The sequence below is a fragment of the Streptomyces tremellae genome (assembly GCF_039540215.1).
GTDB lineage: Bacteria > Actinomycetota > Actinomycetes > Streptomycetales > Streptomycetaceae > Streptomyces > Streptomyces tremellae.
Genome location: NZ_BAABEP010000018.1, coordinates 94,933 through 119,422 on the forward strand (window position 1 = coordinate 94,933; position 24,490 = coordinate 119,422).

At 73.9% G+C, this 24,490-nt stretch carries 22 protein-coding genes; 9 read left to right on the forward strand and 13 right to left on the reverse strand.

Annotation, left to right across the window (positions count from 1 at the left end; all coding sequences use genetic code 11):
* Positions 1–96: 96 nt before the first annotated feature.
* The 4 genes from ABEA77_RS15495 to ABEA77_RS15510 all read left to right on the forward strand — a co-directional run bounded on the left by ABEA77_RS15495 (position 97) and on the right by ABEA77_RS15510 (position 4,536).
* Positions 97–1,506, forward strand: a complete 1,410-nt coding sequence (locus ABEA77_RS15495) for an MFS transporter (protein ID WP_345646925.1) — start codon at positions 97–99, stop codon at positions 1,504–1,506.
* Positions 1,503–2,555: an L-idonate 5-dehydrogenase gene (locus tag ABEA77_RS15500; protein WP_345646928.1), complete on the forward strand. Its 1,053-nt coding sequence runs from the start codon at positions 1,503–1,505 to the stop codon at positions 2,553–2,555. Before ABEA77_RS15495 ends, ABEA77_RS15500 begins: the two co-directional genes overlap by 4 nt.
* A gap of 8 nt (positions 2,556–2,563) precedes the next feature.
* Positions 2,564–3,409, forward strand: coding sequence for a PP2C family protein-serine/threonine phosphatase (locus tag ABEA77_RS15505; protein WP_345646930.1), 846 nt, complete (start codon positions 2,564–2,566; stop codon positions 3,407–3,409).
* 80 nt (positions 3,410–3,489) lie between these two features.
* On the forward strand, positions 3,490–4,536 hold the full coding sequence (locus ABEA77_RS15510; RefSeq protein ID WP_425588278.1) for an MASE1 domain-containing protein: 1,047 nt from the start codon (positions 3,490–3,492) through the stop codon (positions 4,534–4,536).
* A 12-nt stretch (positions 4,537–4,548) separates the two neighbouring features.
* On the opposite strand, the gene ABEA77_RS15515 is transcribed toward ABEA77_RS15510, so the two are convergent.
* The 9 genes from ABEA77_RS15515 to ABEA77_RS15555 all read right to left on the reverse strand — a co-directional run bounded on the left by ABEA77_RS15515 (position 4,549) and on the right by ABEA77_RS15555 (position 12,514).
* Positions 4,549–5,733: a thiolase family protein gene (locus ABEA77_RS15515; RefSeq protein ID WP_345646935.1), complete on the reverse strand. Its 1,185-nt coding sequence runs from the start codon at positions 5,731–5,733 to the stop codon at positions 4,549–4,551.
* Positions 5,734–5,785: 52 nt separating this feature from the next.
* Positions 5,786–6,529 carry a 3-oxoacyl-ACP reductase FabG gene (gene fabG / locus ABEA77_RS15520; RefSeq protein ID WP_345646938.1) on the reverse strand — a complete coding sequence of 248 codons (744 nt, stop codon included), beginning with the start codon at positions 6,527–6,529 and terminating at the stop codon, positions 5,786–5,788.
* Complete coding sequence (locus tag ABEA77_RS15525; protein ID WP_345647000.1) at positions 6,519–6,998, reverse strand: MaoC/PaaZ C-terminal domain-containing protein; 480 nt, start codon at positions 6,996–6,998, stop codon at positions 6,519–6,521. The genes fabG and ABEA77_RS15525 overlap by 11 nt, the downstream gene beginning before the upstream one ends.
* 5 nt (positions 6,999–7,003) lie before the next feature.
* Positions 7,004–8,062: an MBL fold metallo-hydrolase gene (locus ABEA77_RS15530; RefSeq protein ID WP_345646941.1), complete on the reverse strand. Its 1,059-nt coding sequence runs from the start codon at positions 8,060–8,062 to the stop codon at positions 7,004–7,006.
* 3 nt (positions 8,063–8,065) lie between these two features.
* Positions 8,066–9,256: a CaiB/BaiF CoA transferase family protein gene (locus ABEA77_RS15535; protein ID WP_345646944.1), complete on the reverse strand. Its 1,191-nt coding sequence runs from the start codon at positions 9,254–9,256 to the stop codon at positions 8,066–8,068.
* The gene (locus tag ABEA77_RS15540; RefSeq protein WP_345646946.1) at positions 9,253–9,747 is read right to left on the reverse strand and encodes a hypothetical protein; all 495 of its coding nucleotides are present in this window, start codon (positions 9,745–9,747) and stop codon (positions 9,253–9,255) included. Before ABEA77_RS15540 ends, ABEA77_RS15535 begins: the two co-directional genes overlap by 4 nt.
* Positions 9,744–10,196, reverse strand: a complete 453-nt coding sequence (locus ABEA77_RS15545; RefSeq protein ID WP_345646948.1) for a MaoC family dehydratase — start codon at positions 10,194–10,196, stop codon at positions 9,744–9,746. The genes ABEA77_RS15540 and ABEA77_RS15545 overlap by 4 nt, the downstream gene beginning before the upstream one ends.
* A 79-nt stretch (positions 10,197–10,275) precedes the next feature.
* Positions 10,276–10,962 carry a GntR family transcriptional regulator gene (locus tag ABEA77_RS15550; protein ID WP_345646951.1) on the reverse strand — a complete coding sequence of 229 codons (687 nt, stop codon included), beginning with the start codon at positions 10,960–10,962 and terminating at the stop codon, positions 10,276–10,278.
* 157 nt (positions 10,963–11,119) lie between these two features.
* Entirely contained in the window at positions 11,120–12,514 is a 1,395-nt protein-coding gene (locus ABEA77_RS15555) for an MFS transporter (protein WP_345646954.1), read from the reverse strand.
* Positions 12,515–12,849: 335 nt separating this feature from the next.
* On the opposite strand from ABEA77_RS15555, the gene ABEA77_RS15560 reads away from it, so the two are divergent.
* From ABEA77_RS15560 to ABEA77_RS15575, 4 genes are all read left to right on the forward strand, one after another.
* Positions 12,850–13,596: an SDR family NAD(P)-dependent oxidoreductase gene (locus tag ABEA77_RS15560; RefSeq protein WP_345646956.1), complete on the forward strand. Its 747-nt coding sequence runs from the start codon at positions 12,850–12,852 to the stop codon at positions 13,594–13,596.
* Positions 13,597–13,657: 61 nt separating this feature from the next.
* On the forward strand, positions 13,658–14,566 hold the full coding sequence (locus tag ABEA77_RS15565; RefSeq protein WP_345646958.1) for a LysR family transcriptional regulator: 909 nt from the start codon (positions 13,658–13,660) through the stop codon (positions 14,564–14,566).
* A 135-nt stretch (positions 14,567–14,701) separates the two neighbouring features.
* Positions 14,702–15,832 (forward strand): zinc-binding dehydrogenase, encoded by a 1,131-nt coding sequence (locus tag ABEA77_RS15570; protein WP_345646961.1) that lies wholly within the window; start codon positions 14,702–14,704, stop codon positions 15,830–15,832.
* 51 nt (positions 15,833–15,883) lie between these two features.
* Complete coding sequence (locus ABEA77_RS15575) at positions 15,884–17,401, forward strand: CoA-acylating methylmalonate-semialdehyde dehydrogenase (protein WP_345646964.1); 1,518 nt, start codon at positions 15,884–15,886, stop codon at positions 17,399–17,401.
* Positions 17,402–17,452: 51 nt separating this feature from the next.
* On the opposite strand, the gene ABEA77_RS15580 is transcribed toward ABEA77_RS15575, so the two are convergent.
* The 3 genes from ABEA77_RS15580 to ABEA77_RS15590 all read right to left on the reverse strand — a co-directional run bounded on the left by ABEA77_RS15580 (position 17,453) and on the right by ABEA77_RS15590 (position 20,648).
* Entirely contained in the window at positions 17,453–18,133 is a 681-nt protein-coding gene (locus ABEA77_RS15580) for an O-methyltransferase (RefSeq protein WP_345646967.1), read from the reverse strand.
* Positions 18,134–18,187: 54 nt separating this feature from the next.
* Complete coding sequence (locus tag ABEA77_RS15585; RefSeq protein WP_345646970.1) at positions 18,188–19,081, reverse strand: SDR family oxidoreductase; 894 nt, start codon at positions 19,079–19,081, stop codon at positions 18,188–18,190.
* A 97-nt stretch (positions 19,082–19,178) separates the two neighbouring features.
* Complete coding sequence (locus tag ABEA77_RS15590; RefSeq protein WP_345646973.1) at positions 19,179–20,648, reverse strand: MFS transporter; 1,470 nt, start codon at positions 20,646–20,648, stop codon at positions 19,179–19,181.
* A 330-nt stretch (positions 20,649–20,978) separates the two neighbouring features.
* Here ABEA77_RS15590 and ABEA77_RS15595 point away from each other — a divergent pair, with 330 nt between their 5' ends.
* Entirely contained in the window at positions 20,979–21,548 is a 570-nt protein-coding gene (locus ABEA77_RS15595; RefSeq protein WP_425588280.1) for a TetR/AcrR family transcriptional regulator, read from the forward strand.
* Positions 21,549–21,683: 135 nt separating this feature from the next.
* Here ABEA77_RS15595 and ABEA77_RS15600 read toward each other — a convergent pair whose 3' ends face one another.
* Positions 21,684–23,741 (reverse strand): SpoIIE family protein phosphatase, encoded by a 2,058-nt coding sequence (locus tag ABEA77_RS15600; protein WP_345646978.1) that lies wholly within the window; start codon positions 23,739–23,741, stop codon positions 21,684–21,686.
* Between the last annotated feature and the right edge of the window lie 749 nt (positions 23,742–24,490).

Here is a 24,490-nt window from a genome sequence, read left to right on the forward strand (position 1 = left end):
TATGCCAGCTGGACGCCGCAGCGCCCGCCCTACCGGCCGTCCCCGCCACGGCACGGCGGCACAGGCGAACGGTACGGACGCAAGGAGGCGCCCACGATGACGCACACCACCCAGGCACCGCCCGGGCCCGCCACCAGGACCACCGGCGACCTGGCCAGGGCCGCCGTGTCCGGATGGCTCGGCACGGCGCTGGAGTTCATGGACTTCCAGCTGTACTCGCTCGCCGCGGCCGTCGTCTTCAACAAGATCTTCTTCCCGGACGTCAGCCCCGCCATCGGCCTGATCGCCGCGATGGCGACCTACGGCGTCGGCTATGTGGCCCGGCTCGCAGGGGCCGTCTACTTCGGCCGCCTCGGCGACCGGATCGGCCGCAGGAAGGTCCTGCTCGTCACGATCGTGCTGATGGGCGCCTCGACCACGCTCATCGGCGCCCTGCCGTCGTACGGCGCCATCGGCATCGCCGCGCCCTGCCTGCTCGTCGCGCTCCGCCTGATCCAGGGTTTCGGCGCGGGCGCGGAGATCGCGGGCGCCACCGCGCTGCTCACCGAGTACGCCCCCGTGCGCCGCCGCGGCCTGATCTCCTCCCTGGTCTCGCTCGGCACCAACTCGGGCACGCTCGCCGCCTCCGGGCTGTGGGCCGTGCTCCTCGGCACGCTCTCCGACAGCCAACTGCTCAGCTGGGGCTGGCGCGTGCCGTTCCTCTCCAGCTTCCTGCTGCTGGTCTTCGCGGTGTGGCTGCGCTCGCGGCTCAAGGAGAGCCCGGTCTTCGAGGAGCGCCCCGACGTGGTCGACGGGGTCGCGCTCTCCCGCAAGGAACTGAAGGAACTGGAGGACGGGGCAGGCGCCGAGGGCGCCGCCGCGGACAGGGAGGCGCGCCGCGCCATCGAGGCAGGGCTGCGCCAGCGCAAGGGCAGGGCGTTCTTCCTCGCGCTGGGCCTGCGCCTCGGCCAGGCAGGCAACTCCGGCCTCGTGCAGACCTTCCTCGTCGGCTACATCGCCACCAGTGTGGCGGTGAACGACTCCGTGCCGACCACCGCCATCGTCTACGGCTCGCTGCTCGGCTTCGCCACCGTGCCCTTCGTCGGCATGCTGGGCGACCGCTTCGGCCGCAGGCCCGTCTACCTCGCCGTCACCGCGCTCACCGCGCTCCTCGCGGTGCCGATGATGTACACCGTCGTCCACGGCGGCACCGCGGCCCTGACCCTGGCGATGGTCGTGGGACTCAACTGCGGCGTCCTCGGCCTGTTCGCGCTCGAAAGCGTCACCATGGCCGAACTCTTCGGCTCCCGCACCCGCTTCACCCAGCTCGCCCTCGCCAAGGAGCTCGGCGGCATCCTGACCACCGCCGCAGGGCCCGTCATCGCGGCCTCGCTGACCGCCGCCACCCACCACTGGTGGCCGATCGCCGCGATGCTCATCGCCTACTCGCTCATCACGTTCACCGCCACCTGGTTCTCCCCCGAGACGAAGGGGCGCGACCTCGTCCGATTGGAGGACGCGGCATGAAGGCCGTCGTCGTACACGGCGCGGGCGATCTGCGGATCGACCACCTGCCCGACCCCGAGCCGGGGCCGGGAGAGGTCCTCGTCGCCATGGAGTGGGGCGGGATCTGCGGCTCCGACCTCGCCTACTGGCGCCACGGCCGCTCCGGCACCGCGATCCTGCGGCACCCCATGGTCCTCGGGCACGAGGTCGCCGGCCGTGTCGTACGGCCGGGGCCCGGCGTCGAGGGGTACGAGCCGGGCCTGCCGGTCACCGTGCACCCGGCCCTGACCGTCGGCGACGCCGCGCTGCCCGACAGGATCGCCGGGCGCACCAACCTGCACCCGCACGTCAGGTACTTCGGCTCCGCCGCCTTCGACCCGCACACGGACGGCGGGTTCAGCGAGCTGCGGGCCGTGCCCGCACGGCAGCTGCGGCCCCTGCCCGAGGGGGTGGGCACCCGTGAGGGGGCGCTCGCCGAACCGCTGGCCGTCGCCCTGCACGCGGTGCGCCGCGCCGGCGACCTGCGCGGTCGCCGCGTCCTCGTCAACGGCGCGGGCCCGATCGGCTCACTCGTCGTCGCCGCGGCCGGGCTCGCGGGCGCCGCCGGGGTCACCGCCGCGGACATCGCGGACTCCTCGCTCGCCGTCGCCCGCGCCCTCGGCGCCGACGACCTGCGCAACACCGCCGCGGGCGACGCGCTCCCCGACGACGTCGAGGTGGTCTTCGAGGCGTCGGGCGCGCCCGGGGCCCTCGGCCCTGTCCTGCGCGCCACGGCGCGCGGCGGCACCCTGGTCCAGGTGGGCAACCTGCCGGGCGCCCCGGCGCCCGCCGCCCTCGGGGACCTGGTCAGCCGCGAGATCACCTGGATCGGCTCGTACCGCTTCGTGGAGGAGATCACCGACGCGCTGGGCGCCCTGCGCGGCGGGCTCGACCTTTCGCCGCTCGTCACCCATGTCTTCGACCTCGACGACGCGGCCGAGGCGCTCGCCGTGGCCGCCGACCGCTCCACCGGCAGCAGCAAGGTGCTGCTCCGGCTCGGCACGGAGAGGGATGCATATAGTAGTAAATGAGGTGATAGATGTATCGCAGTGGGACGGCCGACGACGGCGAGGAGCTGCTCGCCGAGCTCCAGTCGCTGACCACCCAGGCGCGGAAGCTGGCCGAGATGCAGCGCTCCCGGGTCGAGCTGGCGGTGGCGTTGCAGCGGGGCATGCTCCCCAGGGAGCTCCCGCAGCCGCCCGGCGTCCGGCTCGCCGTCGGATACGTGCCGGCCAACCACGGGCTCAACGTCGGCGGCGACTGGTACGACGTGTTCGCCCTGCCGGACGGCCGCGTCGGTATGTCCGTGGGCGACGTGCAGGGGCACAACATCGAGGCCGCCGCCTTCATGGGCCAGGTACGGGTCTGCCTGCGCGCGCTCGCCTCCGTGACCGGGGACCCGGGCGAGCTGCTCGCCCGCACCAACGACCTGCTGGTCTCCCTCGGCGCGGACCTCTTCGCCACCTGCACCTTCCTGCTGCTCGACCCGGCCGAGGGCACCCTCGACTGCGCCAGGGCGGGCCACATCCCCCATGTCTGGGCCACCGCGGACGGCGCGGCCGGCGTGGACGACGGGGAGGGCGGCCCCCCGCTCGGCGTGCTGCACGGCGCCGAGTACCCGGTCACCCGGCACCGGATCGCCACGGGCGGCGTCTTCGTCCTGCTCACGGACGGTGTGGTGGAGGGACCCTCGCTCGTCCTCGAAGAGGGCCTGCGCCAGGTGATGGCGCTCGCCTCCACGGCCGCCGTCGAGGGCGGCGACATCGACGCCCTCGTGGCCTCGGTGATGCGGCTCGCCGGGACCGTGGGGCACGAGGACGACGCCGCCGTCCTCGTCGTCGGCCACGACGGCGGCGCCGCGCGCCCAGGGCCGCCGGGGGAGTGAGACCGGGCCCGGGCCGGGACCGGCTCGCCGGGACACGGAAGGCCGCGCTCACCTGGCACTCCCGGCCCGGCCGGTGTCAGATGGCTGGTGTGTGGCGTACTCGGCAGCTCCGGCCCTCCGTGCAGGCGGTCCTGAGGGTGCTGGGCGTGGCCGCCTGCTACTACGCGGCGGGCCGGCTCGGCCTGCTCGGCAGGCTCGTCGTCGAGGGCGTGGTCGTCACCCCCATCTGGCCGCCCACCGGCGTCGCCGTCGCCGCGCTGCTGCTGTACGGGATGCGGGTATGGCCCGGGATCGCGCTGGGGTCCCTGCTGGTCATCGCGTCCCTCACCACCCCCACGTTCTCCACGCTCATCACGGTGGCGAGCAACACGGCCGCACCGCTCTGCGCCTACCTGCTGCTGCGCCGGGTGGGCTTCAGGCTGGACGTGTCCCGGCTGCGCGACGGGCTCGCCCTGGTCTTCCTCGCCGGTCTCGGCGCCATGCTGATCAGCTCGACGGCGGGAGTCGGGCTGCAGGCGTGGGCCGGGCAGCTCGCCGGCCGGGACTTCTGGCCCGTGTGGCTCGCCTGGTGGGTCGGGGACGCGATGGGCGTCCTGCTCGTCGCCCCGCTGCTGCTCGTCGCCGTGCGCGGCAGGCCCAGGATGCGGCGGTGGAAGGAGGCGATGGGCCTCGCCCTCGCGGCCTGTGTGATCGTCCCGGTGACCGTGCTCAGCCCGATCAGCCTGCTTTTCCTCGTCTTCCCGCTGCTGATCTGGGCCGCGCTGCGCTTCCAGCTCACCGGCAGTGTGCTGTGCGCGCTGTTCGCCTCCGTGCTGACCACCTTCGAGGCGAACGCAGGTCGCGGCGCGTTCCTCCACCTCTCGGGCGTCGAGATCATGACCAAGCTCCAGGCGTTCAACGGCACCGCGGCCCTCACCGCCCTGCTGCTGTCCTCCGTCATCGCCGAGCAGCGCACCACCCGCCGCTCGGTGCAGCGCGCCTGCCAGGAACTCGCCGAGCTGCTCGAACACCTCGCGGCGGGCGAACCCACGCCGCAGCTCACCACGGGCGACGCCGCCCAGGCCGGCCCTGGCGGGCCCCGGGCCGCCGCCCGCGGCGAGGACAGGGCCGCGCGGCCCCCGCCGTGACGGGCGGGCGGCTCACGCTCCGGCGCGCGGGTTCTCCAGGACGACGGCGAGGCCCTGGCCCACGCCGATGCAGATCGCGGCCACGCCGTAGCGCTCGCCGCGCTCGCGCAGCACCTTCGCCAGGGTGCCGAGGATCCGGGCGCCCGACGCGCCGAGGGGGTGGCCGATGGCGAGGGCGCCGCCGTGGACGTTGACGATCTCCGGATCGATCCGCCACGCGTCCACACAGGCGAGGGACTGGACCGCGAACGCCTCGTTCAGCTCGACCGCGCCCACCCGGTCCCAGCCGATGCCCGCGCGGGCGAGTGCGCGCTCCGCCGCCGCCACCGGCGCGTAGCCGAACCGCTGCGGCTCCAGCGCGCAGGAGCCGCGGCCCGCGATCCTGGCGAGCGGGTCGAGGCCGATCGCGCCCGCGGCCCGCCCGGAGCCGAGCAGGAGCGCGGCCGCGCCGTCGTTGAGCGGGCTCGCGTTGCCCGCCGTGATGGTGCCGCCCTCGCGGAACGCGGGTCTGAGCCCGGCGAGCACCTCGGCCGTGGAGGCCGGGCGGATGCTCTCGTCGCGCGTCAGGGCCGTACCGGGCACGGGGGTGACCAGGTCGTCGTAGAACCCCGACTCCCAGGCGTCGTGCGCGCGCAGGTGGGAGCGGGCGGCGAAGGCGTCCTGCCGCTCGCGGGAGATCCCGTGGATCTCCTGGAGCTGCTCGTTGGCCTCGCCGAGGCTGACCGTCCACTCGGCGGGCATCCGCGGGTTGACAAGACGCCAGCCGAGCGTCGTCGATACGGCCGTCACGTCACCCGCGGGGAAGGGCCGCTCGGGCTTGGGCAGCACCCACGGCGCGCGGGTCATCGACTCCACACCGCCGGCGAGCACGACGTCCGCGTCGCCGGTCTCGATCTGCCTGCTCGCCGCCATCGCCGCGTCGAGGCTCGAACCGCACAGCCGGTTGACCGTCGTGCCGGGCACGCTGACGGGCAGCCCGGCGAGCAGCGCCGCCATGCGCCCCACGTTGCGGTTCTCCTCACCGGCACCGTTGGCGTTGCCCCACACCACCTCGTCGACGCGCGCGGGGTCGAGCCGGGGTGCCTTGGCCAGCACCGCCGTGATCGCGTGCGCGGCCAGGTCGTCGGGGCGCACGCCCGCGAGCCCGCCGCCCCACCGGCCGAACGGCGTGCGGTCCGCGGCGTAGAGGTACGTCATCGGTCACTCCTTGGTCTGCTGTGCGAAATGGGCGCGCCCGCGGGCGCCACTCCTACATGTGGCGTCCGCCGGTGACCTCGACGACCGTCCCCGTGATGTACGAGGAGAGGTCGCTCGCGAGGAAGAGGGCGGCGTCGGCGACGTTCCCGATCTCGCCGATCCGGCCGAGCGGGACGTCCCGCAGCCGTTCGCCGAGCACCTCGGGCGGCATCGCCGCGGTCATCGCGGTGTCGATGAGCCCCGGCTGCACGGCGTTGACGCGGACGCCGTAGCGCGCCGCCTCCTTGGCCGCGGCCTTGGTCAGGCCGACGATGCCGGCCTTCGCCGCGCTGTAGTTGGTCTGGCCGGGGTTGCCCACCTTGCCGGAGATGGACGACATGTTGACGACGGAGCCGCGCGTGCCCGCCGCCCGCATCGCCGCGCAGGCCGCGCGGGTGCCGAGCCAGGCGCCGAGCACATGGACGTGCAGCACCGAGACGAAGTCGTCGACGCTCATCTTCCGCATCACCGCGTCGCGGGTGAAGCCCGCGTTGTTCACGTACACGTCGAGGCTTCCGAAGGCCGAGACGGCCGCGTCCACCGCGCCCGTCACCGACGCCTCGTCCGTGACGTCGCAGCGCACGCCCGCCGCGGCCACGCCCTCGGCCATGAGCTCGGCGGCGGCCCGCTCGGCCGCCGCGCCGTCGATGTCGGCGACGACGATCCGCGCGCCCTCGCGGCCGAAGCGCGCCGCGATGCCCCGGCCGATCCCGGTGGCGGCGCCGGTGATGACCGCCGTACGCCCCTCAAGCAGCATCGCCGGCCTCCTCCCGCGCGCCCGCGGAAGCTGGCTCGCGGCACAGGATCAGCACGGTGATCACACCGTCCTGCACCACGGCGCCGTGCTGGTTGACCAGCTTCAGCCGCCGCCGTACGACTCCCGACGTGCCCTTGCTCGTCAGCCGGGTGGACTCGATGGTGAGCTCCAGGTGGATCGTGTCGTTGATGAGGATCGGCCCGGTGAACCGCCAGTCCTCGATGGCGAGCATCGCGCCCATCGACTCCTTGAAGAGGCCGAGGCTGTCGAGGAGCCCGGTGGCCATCGACAGCCCGAGGACGCCGTGGGCGACGCGCTCGCCGAACATGCCGTCCTTGGTCGACTCGCGGTCCAGGTGGATCGGGTTGAAGTCCCCGCTCAGCCCCGCGAAGTTGACCACGTCCGACTCCGTCACGGTCCTGCCCTTGCTCACGAACGTCTGGCCCTCGACCAGATCCTCGAAGAACATGCTGGTCACGTCCGGTGTTCCTTTCGATCGTCCCGCGGGCCGACGGCCGTCGGCGTGCTCGTCCAGAGCCGCGGTGTGCTTGTCGTGCCGGTCACCAGGCCGGCGTCCCGCGCGTCCAGCAGGTAGGCGAGCGCCTCTCCCGTGGCGGCCAGCCTCGCGTTGCCGTTCAGGTCCTCCCAGCGCTGCCGCCTGCGCATCCGCCGCGCGACCTGCCACGCCGTCGCGGGCTCGGCGGCGAGGCCGACCACCTCGGCCCGCTTGCGCTCCCGGAAGCCCGCAAGCTCCCCGGCGCGCGCGGCGAGGTCCGTGAAGGGTTCCCCGTGACCGGGCAGCACCGTGCCCGCGCCGGTCGCCAGGAGCTTCGCCATGCTCTGCCAGTACGAGGCGACAGGGCGCGGCACGGAGGGCGGCCGTGCCACGGCGTTGCCGCGCCGCCGCCGGAAGACGTGGTCGCCGGCGAAGACCAGGCCGCGCCGCCGCTCCACGAAGCAGAGGTGACCGGGGGTGTGGCCCGGGGTCTCGACCACGTCGAGGCACCAGTCGCCGACCCGTACGGTGTCGCCGTCCCCCGCGCACCGCACCCGCGGCAGCGCGTACAGCCGGGCGCCGAGGGCGCGTTGCTGGTCGAAGGCGTACGCGCGGGTTCCTGTGTCTGCGCCCACCGCGTCGAGCCAGTCGCCGAGCTCCGCGCCGTACCCGCCCTGGTCGGGCCCGGTCCTGCGGCGCAGTACCGCGTGGTCGCGCGCGCTCATCACGACCTCGCTGCCGGAGTGCTCCTGGAGCCACCCCGCGGCGCCCGAGTGGTCCTCGTGGTGGTGGGTGACGAGGACGTGCCCGACGGCGGACGGGCTGGTGCCGGTCGCGGCGATCCGGTCGGCGAACGCCCCGATGACGTCCGGTGTGCCCCACGGGGTGTCCACGACGGCGGCCCGGCCGCCTCCGGTGATCAGATACGAGTTGAGGGAGCCCGTGCTGTGGCCCGGCAGGGGGGTGCGCAGCAGCCACAGCCCGGGGGCCAGCTCCCTGACGTCCGCGGCTGCGTCCCGCGGTGGTACCTGTGCCACCTGTCAGATCACGCCCGCGGTGCCGAGGTCGGTGAGCTCCTCCTCGGTGAGGCCCAGTTCGCCGAGGACCTCGCGGGTGTGCTCGCCCAGCGCGGGCACGCCCCTGCGCACGTCGAGCGGTGTGTCCGTGTAGTGCAGCGGTGTGGCGACCACCCTGGCCTGTCCGCCGTCGCCGCGCGGCACGTCGAGGAAGGCGCCGAGCTCGGCGAGCTGTTCGTCGGCCGCGACCTCGTCGAGGGTGTTGAGCCCCGCGCAGGACACGCCCTTGGCCTCAAGTCCCGCCAGGCACTCTGCCGTTGTCCTCTCCGCTGTGATGGCGGAGAACGTCGACACCAGCTCCTCGGTGTTCCGGTAGCGGTCGCCGAGGGTGGCGAAGCGCGGGTCGTCGGCGACCTCGGGCCGGCTGAGGCCCTCGCAGCACCGCCGCCACATCGACTCGTTGGCCGTCGAGATGACGACCCAGCCGTCCTTGGTGCGGAACGCCTGGTTGGGGATGCCGAGGCGGTTGGCGGTGCCGAGCGGCTTCGGCACGATCCCCTTGAGCCAGTAGTCGGCGAAGAAGTAGTTCATGATGCTGACCTGGCTCTCCAGCATCGAGGTGCGCACGTGCTGCCCCTGCCCGGTGCGCTCGCGGTGGGCGACCGCGCCCAGGATGCCGATGGCCGCGTAGAGCCCGGCGGAGAAGTCGGAGACGGCGGTGCCGCAGCGCACCGGGTCGCCGTCCGGCTCGCCGGTGAAGCTCATCAGCCCGCTGTACGCCTGGACCACCAGGTCGTTGGCCGCCTTGGTCGCCAGCGGCCCGGTGTGGCCGAAGCCGTTCATCGAGCAGTAGATCAGGGAGGGCTTCTCGCGCGACAGCGACTCGTAGTCGAGGCCCCACCGCTCCATCAGCCCGAGCCGGAAGTTCTGCACCACCACGTCGGCGGAGAGGATCAGCCGCCGCACGACCTCGATGCCGCGCTCGGCGGAGAGGTCGATGGCGACACTGCGCTTGTTGCGGTTGAGCGCGAGGAAGGCGCCGCCCATGTCGTCCTCGCCGGTGTGCTGCCCGTACCGCCTCGCCGCGTCGCCGCCGGGGCGCTCGATCTTGATGACTTCGGCGCCCATGTCGCCGAGGGTCTGCGTGGCGAGGGGGCCCGCGAAGATGTGCGTGAAGTCGACGACGCGCAGGCCTTCGAGGAGTCGCCCGGTCATGCCGCGCCGCCCGCGTCGTGCGGCTGCCCGCCCGCGGCCCGCACCGGCTCCTTGCCGGGGGAGTAGTTGAGCAGCGCGGTGTCCTGGTAGGTGATCACGAGGTCGCCGGTCTCCGTCTCGCGCACCTCGATCTCCATGTCGAGGTAGACCCGGCCCTTCTTCTCGTACCGGCGGGCCACCACACCCGAGCAGGTCAGGCTCGCGCCGACCGGCGTCAGCTTGTGCTGCTTCGTGCGGAACTCGTAGTGGATACGGGCGTTGGGCCCCGGGCCGTCCGGGCAGTTCTCCTTGATCAGCCTGATCTTGTCGATGTGCGCGAGCGGGGGAGGCACGAGCTGGCCCTCGAAGCCGGGCAGGGCGCGGTGGAACTCCTCTGCGCTCTCGCCCACGCCGTGGCAGTACTCGCGCACGACGAACGGCGTCATCACGTAGGTGACGGGCCTGAGTTCGTCACCGACCTCCAGGTCGCTGACATAGCGTCCCACCGTCATGCGGGCACCTCCTCCTGGGACGCCGGCACCGACGCGGTGCCGACGGTGACCTTCTGACCCGACTCCGTCTCCACCCAGAGCTCCAGGGTGCGGCGCCCGTCCTCGACGCCGGTGACCACGGCATGGGCCTGGAGCACGTCGTCCTCGTACACGGGGCGGATGAACTTCGTGGCCAGCTCGCCGCCGCGCAGGTAGGCCACCCCGAAGTGCCGGTAGAGCAGGCTGGAGAGGTAGTTGGCCGACAGCATCCCGTCGGCGATGATGCCGGGCAGCCCCTGCGCCCTGGCGTACTCGGCGTCGGTGTGGATGGTCGGCTCGGCGACGACGAACTCGCCGCTCTGCGAGGCGGCCGTCTCCAGCGCGTCGCAGTACCAGCGCATCCGCTCCCTGGTCATCATCAGCGGGCGGGAGCTGACGTGCGCGCCCACCGCGAGGTCCGAAGCAGTCATGGTCCCCTTCATTTCAGATCAAGTATCTTTGATATTTAGTGTAGGCGTAAAAAACGGCTGTGTTCAACCGTCTCCCCGTCTACTCCGTGCCCGCCCAGAAGCCGACGGCCTCCAGGTGCCGTACGGCCTGCTCGCCGGTGTGGACGAAGTGCTTGGCCAGCGCCTCGGCGGCGGCCTTGCCCTCGCCCTCGCGGATGTGCGTGACGATCTGCTCGTGCTCCGCGAAGGTCTGCTCCCTGAACTCCCACTCGGTGTTGGAGGCGAAGAAGTTCGAGGGCATGTTGTTCGCCAGGATGCGCAGGACGGAGATGAGCCTGCGCGAGCCGCCCGCGCGGTTGATCGTCTTGTGGAACAGGTAGTTGAGCTCGTCGTGCTGGGCGGGCTCCGAGCTGGCCCGCATCTGCTGCATCAGCGTGGTCAGCCGTTCCACCACCTCGGGGGGCCGCTGCTCGGCCACCCGCTCGGCCGCGATCCCCGACAGCAGCCCGTACATCCTGAAGTGGTCGAGGATGTCCTCGGGTTCGAGGGCCGCCACGAAGGCGCCCCTGCGCACCACGTTGGTCACCATGCCCTCGGCCTCCAGGGTGATCAGCGCCTCCCTGATCGGGAGCCTGCTCACTTCGAGGGCCGCCGCGATGCCGTCCTGGTCGAGCCGTTCCCCGGCACGCACCTTCCCGGAGAAGATCAGGTCGCGGATGTAGTTGGCCGCCTCCTGCTTGAGGCTGAGCCGCCTGCGCCGGGTTCGGCTCGGGTCGACGTCGGTCATGGGGGGCTTCCGGTCACCTTCTGGTGCGAGAGACATCTGCTGGGCGCCGGCCCGCCGTCGCGGCGGGCCGATGGTGAAACAGCTTAGACGTTCCCGCTCCGGACGTAGGTGGAGCCGCCTGGGCGGTGCCCGGCCGCCTGGGCGGCCGGGCACCGCCTCACGGGCCTGCCGTCCCGCGGCCGGCCCGTGCCGGGTCCGCCGGGCGGCCGGGCGCCGGCGCCTCCTGGGCGTACTCGTCGGCGATCTCCTCAAGGACCTTGCCCTTGGTCTCGGGCGCCATGAAGACGGAGAGCACGACCGCGGCGACGCCGACGGCGACGAACATCCACAGCGAGCGCTGGAGCCCCCAGTCCTCGATCATGTGCGGGAAGACCAGGACGCCGAGCACGGCGCCGATCCGCCCCGCGGCCACCGAGACGCCGACGCCCGCGCCGCGCAGCGCGGTCGGGAACAGCTCGCCGGGGTAGAGCAGGATCATCACGCCTGGGCCGATGTTCGCGGAGAACAGGCCCGCGGCGAAGATCAGCACCACGACCGCGAACGGCGGGCTCGCGACCAGCGCGAGAACCGTCAGCAGCACCGCCTGGCAGGCGAGCCCGAGGATCACCAGCGGGCGCCGCCCCCACCGGTCGATCAGCAGGGAGCCGGCGAAGATGCCGAGCATGCCGACGGCCGAGACGCAGGCCGAGCCCACCGAGGCGAGCTTGTCCGAGCTGCCGGTGATCCCGGAGAGCACCGTGGGCGTGTACAGCTGGATGCCGTAGAACACCACGTCGAAGAGGAAGAAGAAGGCGCACACGAAGACCGTGGCCCGCAGGTACTGCCGGGACAGCAGGCTCGCCCGCGCGGACGGCTTCGCGCCGGCCTCGGCGGCCGCGTCGATCCGCGGCGCGCTGCCGACCAGGCCGCCGAGCACCTCGGCCGCCTCGCCGGTGCGGCCCTGGGAGGTCAGCCAGCGCGGCGACTCGGGCACCGACTGCCGCATCAGCGCGACGATCAGCGCGAGCAGCGCACCGAACAGCAGCATCCACCGCCAGGAGCTGTCCCCTAGGCCGCCGAAGACGATGCCCATCAGATAGGCCACCATCGCGCCCGCGCTGTAGAGGGACGACATGTACGCCAGGTGTCGGCCCCGGCTGCGGGTCGCGGAGAACTCGCTGGTCAGCGAGGTGGAGATCGGATAGTCCGCGCCGACCGCGATGCCCAGCAGGAAGCGGAAGACGATCAGCTCGGCGGGGTTCTGCGAGAGCGCGGCGAGACCGGCGAAGACGATGAAGAGGATGAGGTCGAACGCGTAGACCTTGCGCCGGCCGATCTTGTCGGTGAGGCGGCCGAGCACGACCGCGCCCACGAACATGCCGATCAGCGCCGACGAGCTGGTCAACCCGACGACCCAGCCGGAGATGTGCCACTGCTTCTCCAGCAGCGGCAGTGCGACGGCGATGACGGTGAGGTCGAACCCGTCGAGGAACATCCCGGCAGACGAGAGTGCGGTGACCTTTCGCCTGAACCGGGTCAGCTCCTGGTTGTCCAGTGATTCTGAGAGTGTCATCTGTTCCGTTCCTCAGGGGTTCGGTCGGCTCTTGACAGGGTGCCGACTGCGACCGGCAGTCCGGCGCTCTCTTCTGGGGGGCCCGCGGTGGGGCGGTCGCAAGAGGTGCGACCCGTCGGACGCTCGCCCTGCTGTCCGGTGGTGCACGTCACGCTAGAACTGGTGATATCAATAATCAAGTATTAGATCTGCGGTGCTCGGATGTACAGGGTTCGCGCGGCGCAGCGGAGGAGAGGGAGGGCCATGCCGAGCACAACGAGCGCACTGAGCACACTGAGCGCACCGGGCACACCGAGGCCGACGCGGGCACACCGCGCCAGGGAAGCGGGGCAGCGGTGATCGGGCAGCCGGAGGCACTCACGGGCAGGACGGCCGTCGTCACCGGCGGCGCCTCGGGGATCGGCGCGCGCACGGTGGAGGTGCTGCGGGCGCTCGGCGCGCGCGTCGTCGCCGTCGACAAGAGCTTCGGCCCCGCGGACGGCGAAGACACCGAGCACTGCGACCTCGGCGACGTCGCGGAGATCCGCGCCTGTGCCGACCGGATCGGCCGCCGCACGGGACGCATCGACATCCTGGTCAACTGCGCGGGCATCGTGGGCCCGGAGGCGAGCGTCGCCGACATCGCGGAGGACGCGTGGGACCTGGTGCAGGCCGTCAACCTCAAGGCGGTCGTCTTCATGTCGCAGGCGGTGATCCCGTACATGACCCGCGGCGCCCGGGGCGGGAACATCGTCAACGTCTCCTCGGCCTCCGCACACCGCGCCACCGCGCGCTCCGTCGCCTACGCGAGCTCCAAGGCGGCGGTCGAGTCGGTGACGCGCGTCCTCGCGGGCGAACTCGCGCCGCACGACGTCAACGTCAACGCCGTGGCGCCCGGCGTGACGGCGACCGCGATCTTCGGCGCGGCGCAGGACTCCGACGAGGACCGCGCGCGGCGCGCCTCGCAGGGCGCCACAGGCAACCTGTTCAACCGGTTCGCGCAGCCCGACGACATCGCGCAGGTGATCGCGTTCCTCTGCCTGCCGGAGAGCCGGCAGATCACCGGCCAGACCGTGCACGCCTCCGCGGGGTCCATCGTCTGAGGGGTCCGGCCGGCCCCGGCCAGAACGTCCGCTGGGCCGGCCGCCCCGCACAAGGAGTCCCATGACCGCGCACGACGACGTCTCCACCGACGACCTGCGACTCCTGCTCGCCCTCGCCCGCACCGGCAGGCTGGTGGCAGCGGCCGCCGTCGTCGGTGTCGACCACACCACCGTGCGCCGCAGGCTGCGCAGGCTGGAGTCCGGCCTCGGCGTCACACTGATCGAGCACGGACACGACGGCTGGGTCCTCACCGAGGTCGGCCGGGCCGTCGTGGAACGGTCGAGGCGCATCGAGGACATCGTCAAGGACGTGCGCGCCGCGATCCGCGGCGACGGCGAGACCGTGCGCGGCACCGTCCGCATCGCCGCCCCCGACGGCTTCGGCTCGACCCTGGCCGCCGCCGCGATCGCCGAGGTCGTGCGCGAGCACCCCGGCATCGCGGTCGAGCTGGTGACCTCGACGAGGCCGCTGAGCCCGCGCGCCGCCGGCTACGACCTGTCGGTCAGCATCGGCGAGCCCCGGCAGGGCTGGCTCGCCTCCGAGCTCCTCACCCGCTACGAACTCGGCCTCTACGCCACCCGCGACTACCTGCGCGGACACGGCCCGCTCACCGGCACCGCCGGCCTCGCGCGCCACCGCCTGGTGTTCTACGTCGAGTCCCACCTCGCCGTCGCCGAACTCGACCTCGCCCGCAGCTTCGCGGGCACGGGCGTGGGCCTCGCCTGCACCAGCGTGCTCGCCCAGCTCGCCGCGACCAGGGCGGGCGCGGGCCTCGGCCTGCTGCCCGCCTTCCTCGCCGAGCCCGAGCCCGACCTCGTGCGCGTGCTGCCGGACGAGGTGCGCTTCGTCCTCGCGTACTCGCTGAGCCTGCGCAGGGACAGCCCGGCCCCCGACGCCGTCCGGCTCGTCAGGGCCGCCCTGCACCGCCATGTCGCACGCCACCGGGAGGAACTGCTGCCCCTGGGCTGACCGGCCGTCCCGCCGCGGGCCCCGGCGGGACCCGGTGTGCGAAAACGCAGATCCGGTGTGCTCGATCAGTACTTGTCCGCCCGCTTCGGCGGGGCGCAGGCTGGGCGCTGATCGCCCCCTCACCGTGGAGGACCCGTGTCCGCTGTTGCCCTGCCGAGCGAGATGAAGGCGGCCGTCCTCACGGCCGACGCGCCGGAGCTTGAGATCCTGCGGATCCCGGTGCCGCGGCCGCGCGCGGGGGAGGCACTGGTCAAGGTGGGCTCCTGCGGCGTCTGCCACACCGATCTGCACGTCATCAAGGGCGAGGTCGGCTTCCCGCGCCCCGCGGTACTCGGCCACGAGATCAGCGGCAGCGTCGTGGCGCTCGGCGACGGGGGCGAGGAGGCCGGCGGCCTGCGCGTCGGCGACGAGGTCGTGGGCGCGTTCATCATGCCGTGCACCGCCTGCGCGTCCTGCGCGAAGGGCCGCGACGACCTGTGCGAGAACTTCTTCGCCCAGAACCGGCTGCGCGGCACCCTCTACGACGGTGAGAGCCGGCTCTCGATGCCGGACGGCTCCTTCCTCGCCATGTACTCCATGGGCGGGCTCGCCGAGTACGCGGTCGTGCCGCTGGCCGGCCTGACCGCGCTCGCGCCGGGCCTCGAAGCGGACTCCGCCGCCATCCTCGGCTGCGCCGCCTTCACCGCGTACGGCGCCGTCCACCGCGCCGGCCGGGTCGGGCCGGGCGACGCGGTCGCGGTGGTCGCGGTCGGCGGGGTCGGCTCCGGGGTGGTGCAGCTGGCCAGGGCCGCGGGCGCCGACCCGGTGATCGCCGTCGACGTCGCCGACGACAAGCTGGCGGCCGCCCGCCGGATGGGCGCCACCCACACCGTCAACTCCCGTACCACCGACGCCCGCGCCGCGGTCCGGGAGATCTGCGGCGGCGTCGACGTCGCCTTCGAGGCGCTCGGCCACCCCGGCACGTTCACCCAGGCGGTCGAACTGCTCGGCGACGGAGGCCGGATGGTCGCCATCGGCATCGCCGCGGGCCGCGCGAAGGCCGAGATCGAGATCACCCCGCTGGTCAGGCGCGGCTACACCGTCACGGGCTCCTTCGGCGCACGGACCCGCGAGGACCTGCCCGCCGTGGTGGAGGCCGCGGCCCGCGGGGGCTTCGACGCGGCAGGGCTCGTCACCCGCCGCTACTCCCTGGACGAGGCGGACGAGGCGTACCGGGCGCTCGCCCGCGGCGAGATCACCGGCCGCGCCGTCGTCGTCATGGACTGACCGCGCGCCCCGCCGCCACCCCGCACCCGACCCGTCAGCGAAAGGCCAGCCATGTCCGAGTCCGCCACCGCCGCGGCACCCGCGCGCATCCCGCACTGGATCGACGGCGCGCCGTCCGACCCCGAGGGCTCACGCCTCGGGCCTGTCTACGACCCCGCGCTCGGGGTGCGGACCGCCTCGGTCGTGCTCGCGGGCCCCGACGACGTGGAGCGCGCCGTCGCGGCAGCGGCCCGCGCCTTCCCCGCCTGGAGCGCCCTGTCGATGGCCCGCAGGCAGGCGATCCTCTTCCGCTTCCGCGAACTGCTCAACGCGCGCAAGGACGAGCTGGCCGAGGTCATCACCGCCCAGCACGGCAAGGTGCTCTCCGACGCGCTCGGCGAGATCGCCCGGGGCCAGGAGGTGCTCGAATTCGCCCTCGGCTTCCCCGAGATCCTCAAAGGGGCGTTCTCGCGGAACGTGTCGAGCGGCGTCGACGTGCACTCCTTCCGCGAGCCGCTGGGCGTGACCGCGATCGTCAGCCCCTTCAACTTCCCCGCCATGGTGCCGATGTGGTTCTTCCCCGTGGCGCTCGCCGCGGGGAACACCGTCGTGCTCAAGCCGAGCGAGAAGGACCCGTCAGCCGCGCTGTGGCTCGCCGCGCTGCTCGGCGAGGCGGGCCTGCCTGACGGGGTGTTCAACGTGGTGCAGGGCGACAAGGAGGCCGTGGACGCGCTGCTCGAACACCCGGGCGTCGCCTCCGTCTCCTTCGTCGGCTCCACCCCGATCGCGGCGTCCCTCTACGAGCGCGCGGCCCGCGCGGGCAAGCGCGTCCAGGCGCTCGGCGGCGCCAAGAACCACATGCTCGTCCTCCCCGACGCCGACCTCGACCTGGTGGCGGACGCCGCGGTCAACGCGGGCTTCGGCTCCGCGGGCGAGCGGTGCATGGCGGTGTCCGTGGTGGTCGCGGTGGAGCCGGGCGCCGACGCCCTCGTCGAGGGGATCACCGCGCGCATGGCGAAGCTGCGCACCGGGGACGGCAGGCGCGGCTGCGACATGGGCCCGCTGGTCACGCGGGAGCACCGCGACAAGGTCGCCTCGTACATCGACCTCGCGCGGCGGGACGGCGCCTCGGTCGTCGTGGACGGCAGGACGGTCGAGCCGGACGGCGCCCCCGAGGGCTTCTGGCTCGGCCCCACCCTGATCGACCGGGTGCCGGTCACGTCGAAGGTCTACACCGAGGAGATCTTCGGCCCGGTGCTCTCCGTCGTGCGGGTCACCTCGTACGAGGACGGCGTGGCCCTGGTCAACTCCGGGGCCTTCGGCAACGGCACCGCGATCTTCACCAACGACGGCGGAGCCGCCCGGCGCTTCCAGAGCGAGGTGCAGGTCGGGATGATCGGCGTCAACGTCCCCATCCCCGTGCCGGTCGCCTACCACTCCTTCGGCGGCTGGAAGGCGTCCGCGTTCGGTGACACCAAGGCGTACGGCACGCAGGGGTTCCACTTCTTCACCCGGGAGAAGGCCGTCACCACCCGCTGGCCCGACCCGAGCCACGGCGGCATCGACCTCGGCTTCCCGCGCAGCGAGTGAGCCGTACGCGGGGGCCGGGCGCCACGCGGCACCCGGCCCCCGCGCGTGCGGTCAGAGGCGGCAGCTGATCTCCATGCCGTCCTCCACGGGGAACGTGACGCTGTGGTAGCCGTTCGCGGTGTCCCGCACGTACTCCAGGTAGGGGCCGAGATTCGGCAGGACGACGTCGTCCGCGACGACCAGGGTGCCGGGCGCGAGGCGCGGTTCGAGGAGCCGCAGGACCGGCAGGCACAGGTCCTTCCAGCCGTCGAGGAAGAGGAAGTCGACCGGGCCCTCCAGCGCGGCCAGCGTCTCCAGCGCGTCGCCCTCCAGCAGGGTGACCGCGTCGGCGAGGCCGGTCTCGGCGAAGGTGCGGCGGGCCGCGTCCGCCTTGGTGCGGCTCATCTCGGTGGTGACGACGCGGCCCGTGCCGTTGTCGCGCACGGCGGCGGCCAGGTGCAGCGTGGAGATGCCGTACGAGGTGCCGAACTCGACAACGGTGTGGGGCCTGGCCGCACGGACCAGGTTGTAGAGGAGCCGGCCGCCTTCGGCGGAGACCGGCATGTAGATCTCCTGGGCCGCGTCGGCGAGTTGCTGTGCCGTCAGGGCGGCGAGCGCGGCCGGCTCCTCGGGCGGCCGCGACTCGGCCTGCTCGTCGCGGGCCGCCGCGTCGAACATGTCGGCCAGGGCGGTGGCGACCCGGGGGTCTGCCAGGGTGTGGGGATACGTGGTGACTTCGGGTACTTCGGGCACTGTGGACTCCTCGGAAGCGGTGTGGCGTGCTGCGGTGGTGGGGAACGGAAGGGATCAGGCCGTATAGGCGCCGGTCCTGATGTCCGTGAGCAGCGTCGGACCGGTGGGCTCCCAGGACAGGAGCCGCCTGGTCGCGACGCTCGACGCGGTCATGGTCGAGGCGAAGAAGCCGCCGACGAACCCGAAATGGCCGCCGGCGTCGCCGGGTTCGACGGAGACCACGGGCAGCCCGAGGGCGTCGCCGATCGCCTCCGCGACGGCCCGGGTCGGCACGGCCTCCTCGGCGACGGCGTGCAGGCGCGTCCCCGCGGGCGCGTGCTCCATGCCGAGGCGGACCAGGCGGGCCGCGTCGGCGCGGTGCACCGCGGACCAGGCGGCCGAGCCGTCGCCGACATAGCCGGAGACACCGCGCTCGCGGGCCGCAGTGGTGAGGAAGTTGACGAATCCCCAGTCGCCGCGGCCGTGCACGCTCGGCGCGAACCGGGTGATCACCGTGCGCACGCCCCTGGCGGCGTAGTCGAGCGCGAGGTTCTCGCTGCCGCCCCTGTCGGACCCCGGCCCGACGGCGGGGGACGGGTCGTCCTCGGTCGCCGGCCTGCCCTCGGCGATGCCGGAGAGCGGGGCCGCCACCACGAACGGTCGGCCGGTGCCGGTCAGTTCGTCGCCGAGCGCCCCGACGGCGGCGCGCTCGGAACGGTCCGACTCGGCGGGGTCGCCCCAGTCGTGCTTGTTGGCCAGGTGGATGACGGCGTCGGCGGCGGCCGCGCCGCGGCGCAGCGAGTCGAGGTCGTCCAGGTCGCCGCGGAGCACTGCAGCGCCCTTGGTCTTGAGGGCCTCCTCGGCCGCGTCGGACCGGGCGAGGCCGAGGGGCTCGTGGCCCGCGGAGAGGAGCTCGTCGACGACGGCCGAGCCGATCCAGCCGGTGGCTCCGGTGACGAACACACGCATGAGCGTGACCTCCTTCGCCCCTCAACGGGGCGTGTTGGCAGCCCCTCAACGGGGCGTGTCGGTAATGGACTTGATGGATCCGGTGGGAAGCCCCCGGTCACGGCCCGGCCGGCCGCCCGGGGGAGGCGGGGCCCGGCCCCTGGCCGGCGGGGGCGGTGCCGCGTGCGCGCAGCAGACCGGCGACGACGAGTGCTCCCGCGACGAGCACGACGAGGGCGGCGGCGCGCAGCGCGGTGTCGGCGCCCTGGGTGAAGGCGCTGGTGACGGCGGTGTGGTCGGTGGGGGACAGCGCGAGCGCCTCTCCCACGGTGCGGGGGGCCGGCGTGTGCCCGGCCAGGCCGGCGGGCAGGTGCCGGGTGAATCCCGCGGTCAGTACGGTGCCGACGACGGCGACCCCGAGTGCGCTGCCCAACTCGCGGGTGGCGGACTGGAGTCCGCCCGCGATCCCGGCGCGCTCCACGGGCAGCGCGGAGGCGATCCGCGCGGTCAGACAGGGAGCGGCCAGCATGATCCCGAGGCCGATGACGACCAGCCCCGCCGCGTACACCGGGTAGCCGGCGCCCGAGGAGTACGAGAGGGCGAACAGGCCGGCGCCGGTGAGGGCGAAGGCCGCGCTGAGGGTGGCGGGGACGCCGAACCGGCGGATCAGCCCCGGCACGTACCGGGTGCCGAGCAGCAGCGGGACGGTCAGCGGCACGATGCCGAGCCCCGTCTCCAGCACGGAGAAGCCGCGGCCGTACTGGAGGAGCGAGGCGTTGACGTAGAAGAGGCCGAAGTTGCCGAAGAAGGTGACCGCCATGCCGAGGCAGGCGCTGCCGAGCGCCGCGTCGCGCAGCAGCCGCGGGTCGAGCACCGGGTGGGCGACGCGCAGTTCGACCAGGGCCCAGCACACGCCGAGCAGCGCCGCGCAGACGAAGGCCCCGAGGACGGCCGCGCTGCCCCAGCCGTGCTCGGGCCCCTCGATGATGCCGATCAGCAGTGCCACGACGGCCGCGACGAACAGCAGCGTGCCGGGTATGTCGAGGGCGCGGTCGTGGCGCGCGCTGCGCGGGGCCGAGCGTGCCGCCCACACCAGGCAGCACGCCGCGACGAGCGCGACGGCGAGGAACAGCGCGTGCCAGGAGCCACCGGTCAGTACGGCCCCGCCGCCGACGTTGCCGACGACCCCGCCGATGCCGGAGGCGGCCGCCCAGACGGCCAGCGCGTGCGGGCGGCGCTCCGGCGCGGTGGCGTGCAGGAGGACGCCGACGCAGTTGGGCAGGACGCAGGCGGCGCCGAGGCCGGTGACGGCGCGCCCCGCCAGCATGACCGCCACGTTGGGCGCGGCGGCGGAGACGAGGGCGCCCGCCGCGAAGACGCCGAGGCCGGTCAGGAGGGTCCCCTTGCGGCCGAACTTGTCGCCGGCCGCGCCGGCGGGGATGACCAGGCAGGCGAAGATCACGACATAGGCGTCGACGATCCACAGCAGGCCTGACGACGTCGGGTGCAGGGAGCTCGCGGCCAGCTTCGGCACCGCCAGGTTGATGGCCGCGACGAAGCCGACGACCAGCGCGGTGCACACACTCATGCAGGCGAGCACAGGACCGGACCTCTGCGCCGGGCGCGGGGGGCTTTCCAGGGTGGCAGCCATGGCTCTCGTTTCCTCGTGGACTGGGTGTGCGGTGCGGGGCCCGGCGGAGGGGCGGGGGCGCCGTGCCCTCGCCGCCCCGCCGGGGCACGGCGGGGCGGCGTTTCTCCGGACGCGCCGGGGGTGCCGTCTCCCCGGGTGCGGCGGCTCCGCTTCCCGGGGCGCGGGTTCGCCGCTTTCCCGGTCGCGGCGGGCCGCTTTCCGAGTCACCGTGCACCGTAAAGGTACCACGAATACGAGACGACGTGCCTCGTTTAAAGTGGACCCATGATGGATGGGAGCGGGCGCGGACGGCCCCGCAGCGAGAGCGCACGCACGGCCGTGCTGCACGCCGTCGACGACCTGCTGGTGGAAGTCGGGTACGCCGCCCTGACGATGAAGGGCATCGCCGAGCGCGCGGGCGTGGGCCGCCAGACCGTGTACCGCTGGTGGTCGAACAAGGCCGAGGTGCTGTACGAGGCCAGCGTCACGGACGCGCGCGAGGAGCTCTCCGTACCCCGCGGCGGTGATCCGCGCGCGGACCTCACCGCGTACCTCGACGCCCTCGTCGCCTTCCTCGCCCGCTCCCACGCGGGCGCCGCCTACCGCGCCCTCGTCGGCGAGGCCCAGCACAACGCGGACGTGGCCGCCCTGCTCGCGTCGGGCGACCCCCTCAGGCAGAGCGCGGCCGAGGTGGTCGAACCCCTGCGGTCGGCCGCCGCCACCGCCCTCACGCCCGATCAGGCGAGCGCCCTCCTGATCGGCCCGCCCTTCTTCCACGTTCTCTCGGGCCGCGACGCGGCCACCCTCGACACCGCCGCACTCGCGGAGCAGTTCCTCCGCGCGCTGCACCGGTCCTGACCGGTTCGCGCGCCGGGCACCGGTCCCGGCCTGTCCGTGCGTCGCGAGAGGGGTCCTGCGCCGGGCGCGGGGGCCGGGTGTACGTCGGGCGCGGAGCCGGGGGCGTGCGTCGGACGCGGGCCGCCCGTACCGGCGTTACGGCCGCGGTGGCCGCCCGGACCCCGCGGCCACGCGGAAGGCGATGACCGCGATGTCGTCGCCCGCGTCCTCCGCGCCGCCCGTGGGCGGCAGCAGCGCGGTGACGAGGCCGGCGAGCGGCCGGTCCGCGCGGCGCAGGCAGGCGGCGCGGTCGGCGAGCCGCCTCATGCCCTCGGAGATGTCGGTGCCCGGCGCCTCCACCAGGCCGTCCGTGTAGAACAGCAGGGTGTCGCCCGCCCCGAGGCCGTGGTGCCAGTCCGTACGTTCCACGTCGGGCGCGACGCACAGCGGCGGGTCGGGGCAGACGTCGCCGTGCAGGTAGCGCGCCGGTCCCGAGGCCGGGACGAGCAGCGGCGGCGGATGGCCCGCGTTGGACAGGGTCGCGTCCCAGAGGCCCTCGCGCACCGGCCGGAGCACGGCGTGCAGCGCGGTGATGAGCGCGGCCGTGCTGACGCCCTGGGTGACGTGGTCGAGCCGGCTGAGCGCGCGGGCGGGCCCGGCGGCACCGTCCGAGTAGGCGAACGCCCGCAGCATGCTGCTCGCCTTCGTCATCTCCGTCGCCGCCGCCAGGTCGTGGCCCGCGACGTCGCCGATGGAGAGGGTGACGGTGCCGTCGGGCAGGGCGACCGCGTCGTACCAGTCGCCGCCGATCTCCGCCGTCGTGCTCGCGGGCTCGTACACGGCCGCCACCTCGGCGCCCGTCACCCGCGGCGGCGTGATCAGGAACGAGCGCTGGAGCACGAGGGCCGTGTCGCGGACGCTCTGGAGCTCAAGGGTGCGCCGCAGCGGGTCCTGCACGCTGCGCAGGACCTCTTCGAGCAGGCCGAGCTCGGACTCGGCGGGCGGCGGGTTGCCGGAGCAGGTCGCGGCCGAGGCCAGTGCCACGGTCCGGTCGTCGATGACGATGGGCACGATCGCCAGGCTGGTGGCCCGCGCCTCGGTCAGCCAGTCGGCCGAGGGCCCCGACACCAGGTCCTTCGGCGGCTCGCCCGGCGGGAAGGCCAGCAGCTCGGTCCTGCCCTCGTCGATCACCCTCCGCGACATCGCGCCGAGCGCGAAGTCGTCCGTCAGCGGGGGCAGCGGCGGCACGCCGGGGGCGAGCGCCCGCCGTCCCCTGGTGGCGTACAGGACGTCGCGGCCCGCGCCCGCGTCCGGGTACGGTCCAGGACGCCGCAGCTGGAAGACGACGAAGGCGTCGACGAGGTCGGGTACCACGGCCGTGGCGGTGGCCGCGAACGCCTCCTCCAGGTCACGGGCCGAGGACACCGCGGAGGCGCGCTCCAGCAGCCGGTCCCTGGTCCGTACGCGCCACTGGTCCTCCGCGTCCGTCACGGTGCCGACCCACTCGCGGACCTCGCCCCCGTCGAGGACCGGCACGGCGACGATCTGCACATGGCGGTAGCGCGGCGGCTCCCCGGCCCGCCGCACCCGCACCACGGTGTCGAGCAGGGCGTCGCCCCTGGCCGTCGCGGCCCACCGCGCACCGAACGCGGCACGGTCCTTCGGGTGCACGGCGTCCATCCACGAGAGGCCACCGCCGGGGTGCCAGAGGCCGCCCGCGGCCTCACCCAGCCGGCCGACCAGCGCGGACACCTCGCCGTCCCGGTCCATCCGCCAGACGACCTGCGGCACCGCGGAGAGCAGCGCCTCGTACCGCGCCAGGTCCGCCTCGCGCTCCGCCGCGCCCCGCGGCCGTGTGCCCACGGCGGCCGCGGCCTCCTCGGGGACCCTGGCGGCAAGCAGCAGGACCGAGGGGCCGTGCCGGGAGACCACCGGCACGCAGTTCACCACCCACGAGCGGTGCCCGTACGAGCCGTCGCCCGCGTCCCCCGCCGCGTCGACCAGGGGCGATGAGCGCTCGGTGCCCGCCAGGTCGAGGGCGCGCAGGACCGGCCGCAGCCCCGGCCCGCTCAGGGCGACGCCCGCCTCCTGGCCGGGGCGCCAGAAACCGAAGAGATCCCGGAAGGACTCGTTGTGCTGCACCAGGCGGTGGCCGGGGCCCGTGACCAGCGCGGCAGCGACAGCGGCGTCCTCCAGGCTCTCGATCTCGAACATCCAACCGCCCTTCCGGCCCGTCGGTCAGCACATACCGATGATCCTCCGAGTCGGGGGAGCGGGCACGCGCTGCACCACGCGGGCCGCCGGACGCGCCGGTGTACGCCCCGTCCGGAACCGGGTCCTCGGCTTGCCCCCCCGGGTCGCCCGTCCGCCGCGCCCCGCCGGGCTGATCCGCAGGCGGTCGCCGAAATCCGTGTCGGCGTCCCCGTCCGGCCCTCCGGCTGCCTCCAGGGCACTGGCCGTCGGAGCGCGCCCGCTTGCCGGACTCCGACGCCTGCTGGAAGGCCGTCCGGGAGATCGCCGCGCCTCTCGACACGGCGCCGTGACGGGTCACGACCGAGGCTCCGGCGCGCCCGCGCCCGCGCCCGCACCCGCGTCGAGAGGCGGGCGCGGCGGAGGGCTGACCCCTGCGGGCGATCAGGGCCGGGCGACCCGGGCCTGGGTGTGGGCGACCGCCCAAGGGTGCTGCCTCGGTGCCGGGGACGGGGGAGAAGGCCGTCGCGATCCTCGGGACCTCCGCGTCCGGCGCGCCGGACGGGCCCGTCCTTGGCCGGAGCCCGCGAGATGCGCCGGGCCCTTCACCGTCCGCGGCGGTACTCCGCCATGAGACCGCGTCGCCGCGCGGCGGGCCGCCTCCCGGACGGGGTCAGGTGCCGCTGCCGCCGACCGCGGCGGCCACCGCGTTGAACCGCCCGGCCCCTACCCGGCCGAGGCGGACGGAGTATTCCGGCGCGCAGCGAGCCGCG

Coding starts and splice junctions, on each gene's coding strand:
- ABEA77_RS15495 (WP_345646925.1), top strand. CDS start 97: ATGACGCACACCACCCAGGCACCGCCCGGGCCCGCCACCAGGACCACC.
- ABEA77_RS15500 (WP_345646928.1), top strand. CDS start 1,503: ATGAAGGCCGTCGTCGTACACGGCGCGGGCGATCTGCGGATCGACCAC.
- ABEA77_RS15505 (WP_345646930.1), top strand. CDS start 2,564: ATGTATCGCAGTGGGACGGCCGACGACGGCGAGGAGCTGCTCGCCGAG.
- ABEA77_RS15510 (WP_425588278.1), top strand. CDS start 3,490: ATGGCTGGTGTGTGGCGTACTCGGCAGCTCCGGCCCTCCGTGCAGGCG.
- ABEA77_RS15515 (WP_345646935.1), bottom strand. CDS start 5,733: ATGACGTACCTCTACGCCGCGGACCGCACGCCGTTCGGCCGGTGGGGC.
- fabG (WP_345646938.1), bottom strand. CDS start 6,529: ATGCTGCTTGAGGGGCGTACGGCGGTCATCACCGGCGCCGCCACCGGG.
- ABEA77_RS15525 (WP_345647000.1), bottom strand. CDS start 6,998: ATGTTCTTCGAGGATCTGGTCGAGGGCCAGACGTTCGTGAGCAAGGGC.
- ABEA77_RS15535 (WP_345646944.1), bottom strand. CDS start 9,256: ATGACCGGGCGACTCCTCGAAGGCCTGCGCGTCGTCGACTTCACGCAC.
- ABEA77_RS15540 (WP_345646946.1), bottom strand. CDS start 9,747: ATGACGGTGGGACGCTATGTCAGCGACCTGGAGGTCGGTGACGAACTC.
- ABEA77_RS15545 (WP_345646948.1), bottom strand. CDS start 10,196: ATGACTGCTTCGGACCTCGCGGTGGGCGCGCACGTCAGCTCCCGCCCG.
- ABEA77_RS15550 (WP_345646951.1), bottom strand. CDS start 10,962: ATGACCGACGTCGACCCGAGCCGAACCCGGCGCAGGCGGCTCAGCCTC.
- ABEA77_RS15555 (WP_345646954.1), bottom strand. CDS start 12,514: ATGACACTCTCAGAATCACTGGACAACCAGGAGCTGACCCGGTTCAGG.
- ABEA77_RS15565 (WP_345646958.1), top strand. CDS start 13,658: ATGACCGCGCACGACGACGTCTCCACCGACGACCTGCGACTCCTGCTC.
- ABEA77_RS15575 (WP_345646964.1), top strand. CDS start 15,884: ATGTCCGAGTCCGCCACCGCCGCGGCACCCGCGCGCATCCCGCACTGG.
- ABEA77_RS15585 (WP_345646970.1), bottom strand. CDS start 19,081: ATGCGTGTGTTCGTCACCGGAGCCACCGGCTGGATCGGCTCGGCCGTC.
- ABEA77_RS15590 (WP_345646973.1), bottom strand. CDS start 20,648: ATGAGTGTGTGCACCGCGCTGGTCGTCGGCTTCGTCGCGGCCATCAAC.
- ABEA77_RS15595 (WP_425588280.1), top strand. CDS start 20,979: ATGGATGGGAGCGGGCGCGGACGGCCCCGCAGCGAGAGCGCACGCACG.
- ABEA77_RS15600 (WP_345646978.1), bottom strand. CDS start 23,741: ATGTTCGAGATCGAGAGCCTGGAGGACGCCGCTGTCGCTGCCGCGCTG.